This is a genomic window from Rhodococcus rhodochrous, assembly GCF_900187265.1.
Lineage (GTDB): Bacteria > Actinomycetota > Actinomycetes > Mycobacteriales > Mycobacteriaceae > Rhodococcus > Rhodococcus rhodochrous.
Genome location: NZ_LT906450.1, coordinates 4061838 through 4076082, shown reverse-complemented (window position 1 = coordinate 4076082; position 14245 = coordinate 4061838). Strand labels below are relative to the sequence as shown.

Annotated in this window: 11 protein-coding genes; 2 read left to right on the top strand and 9 right to left on the bottom strand. The window is 68.4% G+C overall.

Going from position 1 to position 14245, the window contains the following annotated elements; genetic code table 11:
• Positions 1-10: 10 nt before the first annotated feature.
• Positions 11-1108 carry a ferredoxin reductase gene (locus tag CKW34_RS18675; RefSeq protein ID WP_059384719.1) on the top strand — a complete coding sequence of 366 codons (1098 nt, stop codon included), beginning with the start codon at positions 11-13 and terminating at the stop codon, positions 1106-1108.
• 28 nt (positions 1109-1136) lie between these two features.
• Positions 1137-2573 (top strand): fatty acid desaturase family protein, encoded by a 1437-nt coding sequence (locus tag CKW34_RS18670; RefSeq protein WP_080968449.1) that lies wholly within the window; start codon positions 1137-1139, stop codon positions 2571-2573.
• A 73-nt stretch (positions 2574-2646) separates the two neighbouring features.
• Here the strand turns inward: CKW34_RS18670 and atzF are convergent, their stop codons facing one another.
• The 9 genes from atzF to urtA all read right to left on the bottom strand — a co-directional run bounded on the left by atzF (position 2647) and on the right by urtA (position 14206).
• The gene (gene atzF, locus CKW34_RS18665; RefSeq protein WP_231921744.1) at positions 2647-4401 is read right to left on the bottom strand and encodes an allophanate hydrolase; all 1755 of its coding nucleotides are present in this window, start codon (positions 4399-4401) and stop codon (positions 2647-2649) included.
• The gene (gene uca / locus CKW34_RS18660) at positions 4401-8042 is read right to left on the bottom strand and encodes an urea carboxylase (protein WP_059384720.1); all 3642 of its coding nucleotides are present in this window, start codon (positions 8040-8042) and stop codon (positions 4401-4403) included. Before uca ends, atzF begins: the two co-directional genes overlap by 1 nt.
• Positions 8043-8143: 101 nt before the next feature.
• The gene (locus CKW34_RS18655) at positions 8144-8674 is read right to left on the bottom strand and encodes a carboxymuconolactone decarboxylase family protein (protein WP_059384729.1); all 531 of its coding nucleotides are present in this window, start codon (positions 8672-8674) and stop codon (positions 8144-8146) included.
• A gap of 53 nt (positions 8675-8727) precedes the next feature.
• Positions 8728-9414 carry a GntR family transcriptional regulator gene (locus CKW34_RS18650; protein ID WP_059384721.1) on the bottom strand — a complete coding sequence of 229 codons (687 nt, stop codon included), beginning with the start codon at positions 9412-9414 and terminating at the stop codon, positions 8728-8730.
• Positions 9414-10106: an urea ABC transporter ATP-binding subunit UrtE gene (gene urtE / locus CKW34_RS18645; RefSeq protein ID WP_059384730.1), complete on the bottom strand. Its 693-nt coding sequence runs from the start codon at positions 10104-10106 to the stop codon at positions 9414-9416. The genes CKW34_RS18650 and urtE overlap by 1 nt, the downstream gene beginning before the upstream one ends.
• Positions 10106-10888: an urea ABC transporter ATP-binding protein UrtD gene (gene urtD, locus CKW34_RS18640; protein WP_016693072.1), complete on the bottom strand. Its 783-nt coding sequence runs from the start codon at positions 10886-10888 to the stop codon at positions 10106-10108. The genes urtE and urtD overlap by 1 nt, the downstream gene beginning before the upstream one ends.
• Positions 10885-12021 carry an urea ABC transporter permease subunit UrtC gene (gene urtC, locus CKW34_RS18635; RefSeq protein WP_059384722.1) on the bottom strand — a complete coding sequence of 379 codons (1137 nt, stop codon included), beginning with the start codon at positions 12019-12021 and terminating at the stop codon, positions 10885-10887. Before urtC ends, urtD begins: the two co-directional genes overlap by 4 nt.
• Positions 12021-12905, bottom strand: a complete 885-nt coding sequence (urtB, locus tag CKW34_RS18630) for an urea ABC transporter permease subunit UrtB (protein ID WP_059384723.1) — start codon at positions 12903-12905, stop codon at positions 12021-12023. Before urtB ends, urtC begins: the two co-directional genes overlap by 1 nt.
• Before the next feature lie 26 nt (positions 12906-12931).
• Complete coding sequence (gene urtA, locus CKW34_RS18625) at positions 12932-14206, bottom strand: urea ABC transporter substrate-binding protein (protein ID WP_059384724.1); 1275 nt, start codon at positions 14204-14206, stop codon at positions 12932-12934.
• Between the last annotated feature and the right edge of the window lie 39 nt (positions 14207-14245).

The window sequence follows — 14245 nt, the reverse complement described above, 5'->3', positions numbered from 1 at the left end:
GTGTCGCGTCATGGCGGAACGCGGCGCTCGCCCACACGTGCACCCAGTTCGGAGATGGTTGCTGCGCACGGTGCGGCACCTGTTCACACCTCTGCGGCCCGACGACTATCTCGAAATGATCAACCCGCTCTGGACGACCCGCGAACTGCGCGGCCGTGTGGAACGGGTCGTCCCCGAGGGCGGCGACGCCGCATCGGTACTCATCCGCCCGGCCTACGAGTGGCGCGGTCACGAGCCGGGCCAGTACGTGCGGCTCGGGGTGATCATCGACGGGGTCTACCACTGGCGGGCGTACTCGCTCACCTCCGACCCCGATCCGGTCGACGGGCTCATCAGCGTCACACCCAAGCTCGTCGAGAACGGCGTGGTCTCGCCGTACCTGGTCCGCAAACTCCAGCCCGGCGACATCGTCCGGCTCGGTGAGGTCGAGGGCGTGTTCACCCTGCCCGACCCGCTGCCCGCGAAGATGCTGTTCATCAGCGCGGGCAGCGGGATCACACCGATCATGAGCATGCTGCGCAGCCTCAGCCACCGCGACCGCCTCGACGACGTCGTCGTCGTGCACTCGGCTCACACCGAGGACGAGGTGATCTTCGGCTCGACCCTGCGCGACCTCGACGAACGTCATCCCGGAATGCGTCTCGAGCTGTGGCTCAGCGGCGACCGCGGCCGCATCACCCCCGACGACCTCGACGATCTGTGCCCCGACTGGCGCGAGCGCGACACCTTCTGCTCGGGCCCGCGCGACCTGCTCGACGCCCTCGAAGAACACTGGGACGAGCACGGCGATCCCGAAAGATTCCACCTCGAACGTTTCCAGCCGATCATCGGTGGGAATGCCGGGAGCGGCGAGGGCGGCACCATCCACTTCCTCGACAGCGAGAAAGAGGTGGAGTGCGACGGGGGAACACCCATCCTGGCCGCAGGCGAGAACGCCGGCCTGAAGTTGCCGTACGGCTGCCGTATCGGCATCTGCCACACGTGCGTCGGAACGCTGAAATCCGGGCAACTCCGGGACCTTCGGACCGACGAGGTGAGCGAGCCCACCGGGGCTGCGGTGCGTACCTGCATCCACACCGCGGAGGGCGACATCGAAATAGAACTGTGAAGCAACCGGCTTCGAAGCAGGGGGCGTCGTGACGATAAGCATCGACAGGACCGACACCGGGACGCGGGAGCCACAGAGCCCGCTCGCGCATCTGAGCGACGACGATCTCGAGCAGATCGCCAAGGAATTCGACGCCATCCACGACGAGGTGTACTCGAGTCTCGGCGACAAGGATCGGCAGTACATCAAGAACGTCATCGCCGCGCAGCGTCAGCTGGTCGTCGCGGGGCGGGTACTGCTCTTCGCGTCGTCGTACAAGCCCGCATGGGTGGCAGGGACCGCCTGTCTCGGAGTGGCGAAGATCCTCGAGAACATGGAGATCGGCCACAACGTCATGCACGGCCAGTGGGACTGGATGAACGATCCGGACATCCACTCGTCGGTGTGGGACTGGGACACCGCCTCCACCGCGGAGGCGTGGAAACACTCGCACAACTACATCCACCACACGTTCACGAACATCCGCGGTCTCGACAAGGATCTCGGCTACGAGATCATGCGGATCGACCCGCACCAGAAGTGGCACCCCGTCTACCTGGCGCAACCGCTCTACAACGCGCTGCTCACCGTGCTCTTCGAATGGGGTGTGGCGCTGCACGACCTCGACCTCGAGGCATTGTGGGCCGGCGAGAAGTCCACCGCGCAGGTGATCGAGGAGCTGAAGGGCATCTTCGGCAAGGCCCGCGCGCAGTTCGTCAAGGACTACGTCGGCTGGCCGCTGGTGAGCGCCGCGCTGTTCGGTCTCGCGCAGGTCGCGCTGCAGGGCCGGTTGCCCCAGCCGAAGACCTCGCGTCTGGGTCGACGACTGCGGACGATGAGCACGGGGCCGATGGGTAAGGGCCGGGCCGGAAAGTTCCGCACCGCAGCCCATCTCGCCGACCGGTATCTGCCCGGCGTCGAGAAGACCTTCCTCGCGACGGTTCTCGCCGACATCACGGCCAACATCATCCGCAACGTGTGGGCGCACGCGATCATCTTCTGCGGGCACTTCCCCGACCAGACCTACACCTTCTCCAAGAAGGAGGTCGAGAACGAGTCGCGCGGAGGATGGTACGTGCGACAGCTCGTCGGCGCCGCGAACATCGAAGGCACCCCGCTGTTCCACATCCTCAGCGGCAATCTCGGCTACCAGGTGGAGCACCACCTGTTCCCCGACATGCCGAGCACCCGCTACGCGGAAGTCGCGCCGAAGGTCAAGGACATCTGCGAGCGCTACGAACTGCCCTACAACTCGGGCAGACTGGGCAAGCAGTGGTACATGGTGCACCGCACCATCGCCCGGCTCGCCTTCCCCGGCGGCAAGGCCCGGCCCAAGCCCGGACCGTATCGTCGTTCGCAGGATCCCACCGGCGGTCCCGTCCCCAGCGAGGCCGCACGGTTCCGCGACCGCCTGCCGGCCGATCATCCCGACGCCGGACCGGAACACGCCGGTGGCGGCGTGAAGGTCGATCCGCCGCCCCGCTGACCGTCATCCGGCGTGCAGTTCTCGTCGACGATGCGCGAGATCGCCGACGAGAACTGCACTCCGGAGCCCGGGGTCAGGACGCCCGATAGGCCTTCCAGCCGCCGAACCCGGTGATGTCCACCGCGTCGGCGGCTGCGTCCTGCGTGCACCCGAAACCGACGACCCACCGTCCGTCCGCCAGTTCGACGCTCGTCAACGTCATCGGGGCGGGCAGCGCGGCGAGGAACCGGCCCAGACCGGCCTCCGACAGCCGGAACAGTTCGCCCACGATCGCGGCGCCCTCGCCCGGTGCGTGACGCACCAGGCCCGGCTTCGGCGGCGTCGTGTTCAGTGCGGTGAGACGGTACGCGTCGGAGGTGTGCACCTCTTCGACGAAGCGCGCCCCGAGTTCCTCGAGCTGGAAGTGCAGCGGCTGACCGCGCAGGTGTGCTCCGAAGACCGCCAGTTCCACACCGGATTCGACGATGCGCGGTGCGTCCACACCGTTCAGCGCCGCCGCGACGTCCACCGCCACCTGGTCGCCGAAAGCCGGGACCACGACCATGACCCCGAACGGCTCGCCGGCCGCCGTGGGCACACCGGGCACCGCCACCGCCGCCATGTCCAGCAGGTTGCAGAAGTTCGTGTAGGTACCCATCCGCCGATTGATCGCGATCGGATCGGCCTGCACCGCGGCGATCGTCGGGTGTTCCGTCGTCGTCGGGAGCAGCAACCCGTCGAATCCGGCGAGCAGTTCACTCGCGAACGCCTTCACGTGGGTGAGGGTGTCGAGGTCCTCGACGAGTTCGTAGGCGGCGGGCTTCTTCGCCCCGGCGACGATCGCGGCGACGGTGGGATCGGCTCCCTCCGGTGCCGTCGACAGGAACTCGCCGACGGCCGCATAACGCTGGGCCACCACGGCACCGTCGTACAGGAGCAGGGCCGCGTCGAGCAGCGGTGAGACGTCCACCTCCGCGATCTCGACGCCGGACTCGCGCGCCGCGGCCACCGTGCGGGTGAAGGCGTCGCGGTACTGCTCGCACAGCGCTTCGAGGTCCTCGGCGCGCGGCACCGCGACGCGCAGAGTGTTCGGCGCGGCGAGTCGCACGTCCGCGGGCCAGGCCCTGCTGCGCGGGTCGCGGGGTTCGGGTCCGGCCATGATCCGGACCGCGGTCGCCGCCGACTCGAGCGATGTCGCGAAGACCGTGAGGCAGTCGTAGTCGACACAGGCCGGGACCACACCGTGCGCCGGGATCACCCCGAGAGTGGCCTTGATGCCGACGATTCCGTGCAGCGCGGCGGGGACGCGTCCCGAACCGGCCGTGTCGGTGCCCAACCCGATGTCGGCGATGCCGAGCGCCACCGCGGCCGCCGAACCGGAACTGGAACCACCCGAGACCCTTTCGGGATCCCATGCGCACCGCACCGCCCCGTACGGGCTGCGGGTGCCGACGAGACCGGTCGCGAACTGGTCGAGATTGGTCTTGCCCAGGACGACGGCACCGGCGGCGACCAGACGCTCGACACCCGAGGCAGTCTCGTCCGGGACGTATGCGAACTCGGGACATGCCGCGGTGGTGGGGATTCCCGCGACGTCCACGTTGTCCTTGACCGCCACGACCAGACCGGCGAGCGGAAGCGACTCACCGGCGGCGACCCGCGCGTCCACGGCGGCGGCGTCGGCGAGGAGGTCGTCGGCGCTGCGCAGCGTGATCCACACCTCGGGTCGGTCCACCTCGTCGATGCGGCCCAGTGCGGCACGAACGCGATCGGTGGCGGACACCCTCACCGAGGGGGCGGGCGCCGTGAATCCGACACCCGGGTTGTCGAGGGTACTGCCGATGCTCATCAGACTGCTCCGATCACGAGAAGGGGGGTCCCGGGTGCAACCTTCGTGCCCGGGCTCACGAGAACTTTCAGGACCGTGCCGGTGGTCTCCGCCGGCACGGGCATCTCGAGCTTCATCGCTTCGAGGACCACCGCGGTGTCCCCGGCGGCGACGGTGTCGCCCTCGGCGACCCCCACGCGCCAGACGTTGCCGACCATCGGCGCCTCGACGACGACGGCACCTGCCGGCATCCCGTCCAGGGGATCACCGACAGCGGATATCTCGATCGGCTCGCTGTCGACGCGGTCGAACTCTCCGGCCTCGAGCCAGGCCCGCTTCTCCGCGTCGAACGCACGGGACTGCGCGGCGTGGAAGGCGTCGATGGAGTCGGCGTTGTCCTCGAGGAAACGCAGGTGGTCGGCGAGAGCGAAGGTGCCGTCGGAGATGTCGGCGTCGAACCGGCCCGCCTTCGCCGCGGCCCGGTCTTCGAGCAACTGCTCGGGCGTCACCGGTTCCCAGACGATGCGGTCGAAGAACCGGAACAGCCACGGCTTGTCCTCCTCGAACGGCCCCGTCTGCCGGTAGCCCGACCAGATGGGGATCGTCCGTCCGACCAGCTGGTATCCGCCGGGCGATTCCATGCCGTAGACGCACAGGTACTTGCCGCCGATGCCCACTGCGTCGGACGGCGTCCACGTGCGGGCGGGGTTGTATTTCGTCGTGACCAGCCGGTGCCGAGGATCGAGCGGAACGGCCAGGGGCGCACCGAGATAGACGTCGCCGAGGCCGAGGACCAGATATTCGGCGTCGAAGACGGTGTCGCGGACCTGCTCGACCGAGTCGAGACCGTTGATGCGCCGGATGAACTCGGTGTTCGACGGCAGCCAGGGTGCCTCGTCGCGCACCCCGCTGCGGTAGCGCGAGATGGCCTCGGCGATCGACGGGTCGTCGAACGACAGCGGCAGACGGATGGTGCGGCTCGGCACCACCAGATCGCGCGTCGCGGGAAGTTCCGTCTCGAGATCCTGCAGCACCCCGAGCAGGCGGTACTGCGGCAGCACGTCGGGATCGAAGTGGATGTGCAGCGAGCGCACACCGGGCGTGACGTCGACGATCCCGGGCAGGCGCGTGGCGGCCAGGGCCTCCGACAGTGCGTGCACGCGCATGCGCAGGCCGAGATCGAGCACCATCTCGCCGTACTCGACGAGGATATTGTCGTCGCCACCGCGCAGGTACACGACCTCGGGGTGGTCCAGGAACGGCTCGATGCGACCGAGACGACCACAGTCGGGTGCGCTCTGCCGGGCGACCGGTGGGAGGTCGGCGCCGCGGGCCGCACTGCTGCGCAGCTCGACGGCGCCCTCGTCGGTGACCGGCACGAACCGCAGCGAGTCGCCGGGGCGGATCTGGCCGAGCTTCCAGCGGTGGCCGGAGACCACCGTGAGCGGGCACGCGAAGCCGCCGAGACTCGGACCGTCCGGACCGAGCAGGATCGGGGTGTCGCCGGAGACGTTGAGTGCGCCGACACTGTACGGATTGTCGTGCAGGTTCGACGGGTGCAGACCGGCGTCGCCGCCGTCGGTGCGCGACCAGGTGGGCTTCGGGCCGTCGAGCCGGATGCCGGTGCGGTTGGCGTGCGTCTGCACCGTCCACGTCGCGTCGTAGAACTGCTGCAGGTCGTCGGCGGTGAAGTAGGCCGGGGCCGGTTGCGGGCCCTCGGTCACCGCGAGATGCCATGTGTGCCCGAAGGCGGGGCGGATCCCGGTGGGGACCGGGGCCGGATCGGTGAGTGCGCCACCGGACGCAAGCCCGAGCACGTCGCCGGTCGCGAGCGCCCTGCCGGTGGGTCCACCGAAACCGCCGAGCGTGAACGTCGATGCGCTGCCGTGGTAGAGCGGCACGTCGAGTCCGCCGCGGACCGCGAGGTAGGTGCGCAGGCCTGCGTCGACGGGGGTGCCGACGTCGAGAACGGAACCGGCGGGGACCTCGACGGGCTCCCACATCGGCACCGGCGCACCGTCGACGGTGACCTCGGCGGGGGCGCCTGTGACACACACGATCGTCGGATCGGAGAACCCGAGGCGCGGACCGAGCAGGGTGCATTCGAGACCGGGCGTGCCCTCCGGGTTGCCGACGGCGACGTTCGCGGCGCGGAAGGAGAGATCGTCCATCGGACCGGACGGCGGAATGCCGACCTCCCACAGTCCGATCCGTCCCGGGAAGTCCTGGACGGTCGTCATCGTGCCGGCGCGCAGCACGTCGATGCGACGTGCGGTGGGGCGGATGTCCGCCAGTGTCGTGGTGACATGCTCCGCGTCGAGAACCGTTGCCTCGGAGCAGATCATGCGCAACTGCGACAGGTTCGTCTGTACGCCGTGGATCCGGGTGTCGTCGAGCGCCTCCGCCAACCCGGCGAAGGCCGTACGCCGCGACTCGCCGCGCACGATCACCTTCGCGAGCATCGGGTCGTAGAAGGTGCCGACCTCGGTGCCCGTGTCCACCCACGTCTCGACGCGGGTGTGGGCGGGGAACTCGACGTGCGTGAGCAGACCCGCGCTCGGCCGGTGGTCGCGGCCCGGATCCTCCGCGTACACCCGGGCTTCCACCGCGTGCCCGGTGATCTCGGGTCCGGAATCGGGCAGTCCGTCGAGCATGCTGTCGTCGCCGCGCGCGAGGCGCAGCATCCACTCGACGAGGTCGACGCCCGTGACCTCCTCGGTGACCGGATGTTCGACCTGCAGCCGGGTGTTCATCTCGAGGAAGGACACCTCGCCGCGATCGACGTCGTACACGAACTCGACCGTGCCCGCCGACCGGTACCGCACCGACGACGCGAGAGCGCGTGAACACGAGAGCATCCGCTCGACGATGTGGTCGGGGAGGTTCGGCGCGGGCGCCTCCTCGACGACCTTCTGGTTCCGGCGCTGCAACGAACAGTCGCGGGTGCCGAGGCTGATCGTCCGGCCGTGCCCGTCGCCGAAGACCTGCACCTCCACGTGCCGGGCGCGGGGGACGAACCGTTCGAGGAAGACACCGGAGGACGAGAAGTTCGCCGTGGCGAGCCGGATGACGCGTTCGTACGCCTCACGCAGGTCGTCGGCGCTGTGGCAGGCCTGCATGCCGATACCACCACCGCCGCCGACGGCCTTGAGCATCACTGGATATCCGATGTCGTCGGCCGCGGCGAGCGCGTCGTCGAGCGACTCGAGCAGTCCGCTTCCGGGGACGAGGGGCGCGCCCACCGCGAGGGCGGCCTCACGGGCGGTGTGCTTGTCGCCGAAGACGCGCAGTTGGTCGGGGGTCGGCCCGACGAAGGCGATTCCCGCCGCCTCGCAGGCAGCAGCGAATTCGGCGTTCTCCGAGAGGAACCCGTAACCGGGATGGATCGCTCCCGCACCGGTGGCCAGGGCCGCCTCGACGACGAGATCGGCCCGCAGGTAGGACTCGGCTGCGGGAGCCGGGCCGAGCCGGACCGCGATGTCGGCGAGTTCGACATGTGCGGCCGTTGCGTCGGCGTCCGAGTAGACCGCAACAGTCTTCAGACCCAGCTTGTGCGCGGACCGCATGATGCGGCACGCGATCTCGCCGCGGTTGGCGACCAGCAGGGTGTCGAAGGCGAAGGTCGAGGGGACCGACGCTTCTGTATACGTCTTTGTGGACATGGCTGTATACGCTATGGACCAGCAATGACGCCGCTGTGACGTTGTGTAACAGCCTTGTTAGGGATCGCGCCGCCGAACGGGTGCCGGCCGGTGTGGGCGGATCAGAAGTCGCGTTCGATCCGCAGCACACCGATGGTCGTGGCGAGGGCGTCGTACTGCGTGACCAGCAGGCAGAATTCGATGAGTCTGCGATCGTCGTAGAACTGCGCGAGCGACGCCCACGTCTCGTCGGACAGATCCTTCGTCGCCACGAGTTCGTCGACGGCGGCGAGAAGCGCACGATGCCTCGCCTGCCAGCCGGGAGCGTCGGGTCCGGCGACGATACGCTCGCGCACCTCGTCGGTGATCCCGGCACGGCGGCCCAGGCGGGTGTGGTGGTCGAATTCGTAACCGCACTCACGCAGATGCGCGACGCGCAGGATGACCATCTCCGATTCGAACCGGCCGAGGCGGCCGAACGGCATGAGCATGCCGGCATAGTGCAACCACCCGCGGAACAGCCGTCCGGTGCGGCCGAGGGTGCTGAACAGGTGGGCGTCCGAGGTACCGCCGGCAGCGGACAGGGCCTTCCATGTCACCCAGTTGATCGGGCCGAGCTCCTTGAAACGTCCGGGCGGGATGCGGGGTGTCATGAGCGCCAGTGTGCCCGAACGAACCCGTCCGGTCACGTGACACGACCGGAGGGTCAGTCTCGGACGGCGCGGGCCATCCGGGCGAAGGCGCGTGCCTCCTCGGCCCGACGCACGACCACCGAACGCGAGGTGTCGATGTGGGCGAGCAGCAGGTCGTGGGCGTCGTCGAGCTTGTCGGCGAGGACCAGCTCGGCGACCTCGATGTGTTCGTCGACGGTGGCGACGATGCGGTCGGGGGTCAGGTAGTCGAACATCCGCACCGGGCGCACCTTGGCGTTCACCGAGGCGAGTGCATCGCACAGTGCGCGGTTGCCGGAGGCGGCGAGCAACGTCATGTGGAAGCGCTCGTCGAGCGTGACGAAGCCGGCGTCGGGTTCGGGTGGATCCTCGCGGATCTCGTACCAGCGGTCGAGCTCGGGGCCGAGGACGTCGGGATCGTGCCGCACCGACTCGCCGTCGAGCGCGCGGCGGATACCGCGCAGTTCCAGGGTGGTCCGCAGCTCGTACAGATCGGCGAGGTCGTCGAAGCGCGGACGGTAGGGATACAGACCCTGGTCGCGACGTTCGACGAGCCCGTCGGAGACCAACCGGGCGAGGGCCTCGCGCACCGGAGTACGCGACACCCCGTACTGCTCGGCGAGGCGTTCTTCACTGAGTCGTTCGTCGGGGGAGGGTGTCCCGGACATCAGACGGGCGCGCAGGGCCTTGTAGACCCGTTCACGCCGTGTGTCGGCGGCCATCAGATCGCCATCGCCGCACGGACGGTGGAGGCGGCGTCGACACCGCCGTCACCCGTCGAGGTGATGCGCCCGGATTCGAGGACGTAGTAGTGCAGGGCGTTGTCGAGGGCGAAACCGATGTGCTGTTCGACGAGCAGCACCCCGAGGTCGCCGCTGCGACCGAGCTCGACGATGGTGTTCTCGATCTCGGCGACCACCGACGGTTGGATGCCCTCGGTGGGCTCGTCGAGGATGAGCATGCGCGGCTCGGTGATCAGCGCGCGGGCGATGGCGAGTTGCTGGCGCTGGCCGCCGGAGAGCAGACCGGCCCGCCGGTCCAGCAGCGGGACGAGGGCGGGGAACAGGTCGAGCATGTCGGCGACCAGCTGCCGGCCGTTGCGGCGTGTGTCGGCGACGACCTGCAGATTCTCACGACAGGTGAGCTGACCGAAGGACTGCTGCCCCTGTGGGACGTAGGCCAGGCCGCGGGCGACCCGCGCGGACGGTCGCAGCGACGTGATGTCGTCACCGTCGAAGAGGATCTTGCCCTTCGTGACGGGCAGCAGACCGACGGCGGCGCGCAGCAGTGTGGTCTTGCCGGCGCCGTTGTGGCCCATGACCGCGACGGTCTTCCCGGTCGGGACGGTGAGGGAGATGCCGTGCAGGATCTCGGTGCGACCGTAACCGGCGTGGACGTCGACGAGTTCGAGCATCATGCCTCCTGGGGAGCGGTGGCGGTCCCGAGGTAGACCTCCTGGACCTGCGGGTCGTTCTGGACCTGGTCGACGGTGCCGTCGGCGATGACCTTGCCGCGGGCGAGGACGGTGACCGAGGTGGCGAAGGCGCGCATGAAGTCCATGTCGTGCTCGACGACGACCACCGTGCGCTGCGCACCGATGCGGCGCAGCAGCTGCCCGGTCTCCTCGCGTTCGTCGTGGCTCATGCCGGCGACGGGTTCGTCGAGGAGCAGCACGTCGGCGTTCTGCACGAGCAGCATGCCGATCTCGAGCCACTGCTTCTGCCCGTGGGCGAGGATGCCCGCGGGAGTGTCACGGTGAGCGGTCAGGCCGATCGTCTCGAGCGCTTCCTCGATCTCGGGCAGCACGTCCTTGCGGCGCCGCAGCAACTGCCACGGGGAGCGGCCCGCGCCGGCGGCGATGTCGAGGTTCTGCAGAACCGACAGTTCCTCGAAGACCGAGGCGGTCTGGAAGGTACGGCCGACGCCGAGGCGCGCGATCTTGTGGGTCTTCTTGCCGAGCAGTTCGACGCCCGACTTGGTGATCGAGCCGGTCGCCGGGACCAGGCCGGTGACGGCGTCGACGAGGGTCGTCTTGCCGGCGCCGTTGGGGCCGATGAGGAACCGCAGGTCGCCCTGGAGGAGAGTGAGGTCGACGCCGTCGACGGCGGTGAAGCCGTCGAAGGTGACACGCAGGTCGCGGATCTCGAGGTAGTCGCTGCTCATTCCGGCGTTGCCGCCGTAGACGGGTTTGCTCATCGCACGGGCTCCATCTCGGGAAGGTCGGCGGTCTCGGGTTCGGCCGGCGGTGTGGGTTCCGTCGGGGTGGTGCGGCGGCGCCGGCGGAGCAGGGTGATCACCCCGGCGAGGCCGGCGGGGAAGAAGCCGACGACGACGATGAACAGCAGGCCCTGCGCGTAGGTCCAGGCGGAGGGGAAGTTCTCCGACAGGGTGGTCTGTGCCCACGCCACGCCCACCGCGCCGAGGACCGGGCCGAGCAGGGTGGTGCGTCCGCCGATGGCGACACCGATGAGGAATGCGATGGACGGGACGATGCCGACGTCGGCGGGGGAGATGATGCCGACGATGGGCACGAACATCGCACCGGCGATGCCGGCGAAGAAGGCGGCGACGGTGTAGGCGGCCACCTTGATCAGGGCGGGGTCGTAGCCCAGGAAGCGGACCCGCTCCTCCTGGTCGCGCACGGCGACGAGCAGTTCGCCGTAGCGGGACTGCATGAGCTGGCGGGTCGCGGCGACGACGAGCAGCAGGATCGCGGCGACGATGAAGAACAGCATCCGCTTGTTGACCGGATCGGACAGGTCGTAGCCGAAGAAGGTGCGGAAACGGTTGAGGCCGTTGGACCCTCCGGTGGACTGCTGGCCGACGAGCAGGATCGCGAACGCGGCGGCCAGTGCCTGGGAGAGGATGGCGAAGTAGGCACCCTTGACGCGGCGGGCGAACACACCGAAGCCGAGCAGGGCGGCGATGAGGGCCGGCACGATCAGGATCGCCAGCAGTGTGACGGCGGGGGAGGCGAACGGCACCCAGTAGGCGGGGAGTTCGCGGATGCCCGCGATCTGCATGAAGTCGGGGACCGTGTCGCCGCGGAGTTCGGCGTCTGAGATCTTCAGGTGCATCGCCATGATGTAGGCGCCGAGGCCGAAGAAGACACCCTGGCCGAGGGTGAGCATGCCACCGCGACCCCAGGCCAGACCGATGCCGACGGCGACGATCGCGAAGCACAGGAACTTGCCGAGCAGGCCGAGACGGAAATCGGAGAGGACGGCGGGTGCGAGACCGAACAGGATGATCGCGGCGATCGCGAATCCGCTTGCTGTGCGGACGGGCCCGGGTTTCGTGAAGCTGCGGACCGAGAATGTCGACGACATCAGACCAGGCTCCTCGTCTTGACGGCGAACAGGCCCTGCGGGCGGACCTGCAGGAAGATCACGATGAGCACGAACACGATGACCTTCGCGATCGACGCGGTCGTGGAGTACTCGATGAACGAATTGAGCAGGCCCAGTGCGACGGCCGCGAGCACCGCGCCCTCGATGCGGCCGAGGCCGCCGATGACGACGACGAGGAAGGCGTCGATGAGGTACGACTGGCCGATGGTCGGGCTGGTCGAGCCGATGAGTGTCAGGGCCACCCCGGCGAGGCCGGCGAGACCGGAGCCGAGGAAGAAGGTGGTGATGTCGGTGCGGCGCGACGAGATGCCCACCGTCTCGGCGAGATCGCGGTTCTGCACCACGGCCCGGATCCGTCGTCCCATCGGCGTGTACTTCATCGATGCGATCAGGGCGACCACGCACACCACAGCGAGGGCGAGGATGAACAGGCGGGTCTTCGGGACGACGGCCCCGAAGATCTCCACGCCGCCGGAGAGCCAGGACGGTGCGATGACGTTGACGGCGGGGGCGCCGAAGATGTCGCGGGCGGCCTGCTGCAACAGCAGGCCCACACCGAAGGTGACCAGCAGGGTGTCGAGCGGGCGGTGGTACATGCGGCGGATGAGGGTGACCTCGAGGATCACGCCCATCACGCCGCCCACCAGGAAGCCGACGAGGAGGGAGACGAACAGGGACACCCCGGCCGACGAGATCACCTGCTGCACGACGAACGCGGTGTAGCTGCCGGCCATGATGAATTCGCCGTGGGCCATGTTGATCACGCCCATCTGGCCGAACGTCAGCGACAGCCCCAGTGCTGCCAGCAACAGGATCGATCCGATACTCAATCCTGTGAAGAGCTGTCCTACAAGGACATCCATGTCGTCTCCCTCTTCGGCTTCCGCTGTCAGTTACCGGACAGGCTCGACGCCCAGTCGTAGGACTCGAGGTACGGGTCGGGCTCGATGGCGCCGTCGGACTCCCAGACGGTGTAGATCAGGCCGTCGCCGCGGATCTCACCGATGCGGGCGGTCTTGGTGATGTGGTGGTTGTCGCCATCGATCGTGACGGTGCCCTCGGGGGCATCGAAGGTCACGCCGTCGGCGGCTTCGATGACGTCGTCGACCTCGAAGGACTCGGCCTTCTCGACCGTGTTCTTCCACAGGTAGACCGAGGTGTAGGCGGCCTCCATGGGATCGGAGGTCGGCTTGTTGGCGCCGTACATCGCCTTGTACGCCTCGACGAAGGAGGTGTTCTCGGGGGAGTCGACGGTCTGGTAGTAGTTCCACGCGGTGAGCTGGCCCTCGATGTTCTGCGCACCGATGCCGCCCACCTCCTCCTCGGCGATGGACACCGACACGACCGGCATGTCCTTAGCGTTGAGGCCGGCGTTGGTGTACTCGCGGAAGAATGCGACGTTGGAGTCGCCGTTGAGGGTGTTGAACACCGCGTCGGCGTCGGCGGTGCGCACCTTGTTGACGATGGTGGAGAAGTCGGTGGAGCCGAGCGGGGTATAGTCCTCGCCCTTGATCTCGATGTCGTTGGCCTCTGCATACGCCTTGATGATGCGGTTGGCGGTCTGCGGGAAGACGTAGTCGCTACCGACGAGGTAGAGCGACGTCACGCCCTGTTCCTTCAGGTAGTCCAGGGCCGGCACGATCTGCTGATTGGTGGTCGCGCCGGTGTAGAAGATGTTCGACGACGACTCGAGACCCTCGTACTGGACGGGGTAGTACAGCAGCGCGTTGCGGTCCTCGAAGACCGGCAGCATCGCCTTGCGGCTCGACGACGTCCAACCACCGAATACCGCTGCGACGCAGTCGGATCCGATGAGCTTCTCGGCCTTCTCCGCGAACACCGTCGGTTCGGAGGCGCCGTCCTCGGAGACGATCTCGATCTGCTTGCCGAGGACACCGCCGTCGGCGTTGATCTCCTCGACGGCCAGCGCGATCGAGTCGCGGACGGTGACCTCGGAGATCGCCATCGTGCCCGACAGGGAGTTGAGCGAGCCGACCTTGATGGTGTCGCCCGAGGTGTCGACGCACGACGCAGCACCGGAGGCGGCCGTGCTGCCCTCGTCACCCGCGCGGCTTCCGCAGGCGGACAACACGAGTCCGACTGCGACGAGTGCTGCGGGGGCCGCGATGGCGCGGGTGGCGAGCCTGGACCTGACAACAGACATGTAGAGCCCTTCCTTCGAAGGTGTGGCCGGAGAGGACCC

Bases quoted from the DNA above. Each gene is read 5' to 3' on its own strand.
- CKW34_RS18675 (WP_059384719.1), top strand. From the start codon at position 11: ATGGCGGAACGCGGCGCTCGCCCACACGTGCACCCAGTTCGGAGATGG.
- atzF (WP_231921744.1), bottom strand. From the start codon at position 4,401: ATGAGCATCGGCAGTACCCTCGACAACCCGGGTGTCGGATTCACGGCG.
- uca (WP_059384720.1), bottom strand. From the start codon at position 8,042: ATGTCCACAAAGACGTATACAGAAGCGTCGGTCCCCTCGACCTTCGCC.
- CKW34_RS18655 (WP_059384729.1), bottom strand. From the start codon at position 8,674: ATGACACCCCGCATCCCGCCCGGACGTTTCAAGGAGCTCGGCCCGATC.
- CKW34_RS18650 (WP_059384721.1), bottom strand. From the start codon at position 9,414: ATGGCCGCCGACACACGGCGTGAACGGGTCTACAAGGCCCTGCGCGCC.
- urtE (WP_059384730.1), bottom strand. From the start codon at position 10,106: ATGCTCGAACTCGTCGACGTCCACGCCGGTTACGGTCGCACCGAGATC.
- urtD (WP_016693072.1), bottom strand. From the start codon at position 10,888: ATGAGCAAACCCGTCTACGGCGGCAACGCCGGAATGAGCAGCGACTAC.
- urtC (WP_059384722.1), bottom strand. From the start codon at position 12,021: ATGTCGTCGACATTCTCGGTCCGCAGCTTCACGAAACCCGGGCCCGTC.
- urtB (WP_059384723.1), bottom strand. From the start codon at position 12,905: ATGGATGTCCTTGTAGGACAGCTCTTCACAGGATTGAGTATCGGATCG.
- urtA (WP_059384724.1), bottom strand. From the start codon at position 14,206: ATGTCTGTTGTCAGGTCCAGGCTCGCCACCCGCGCCATCGCGGCCCCC.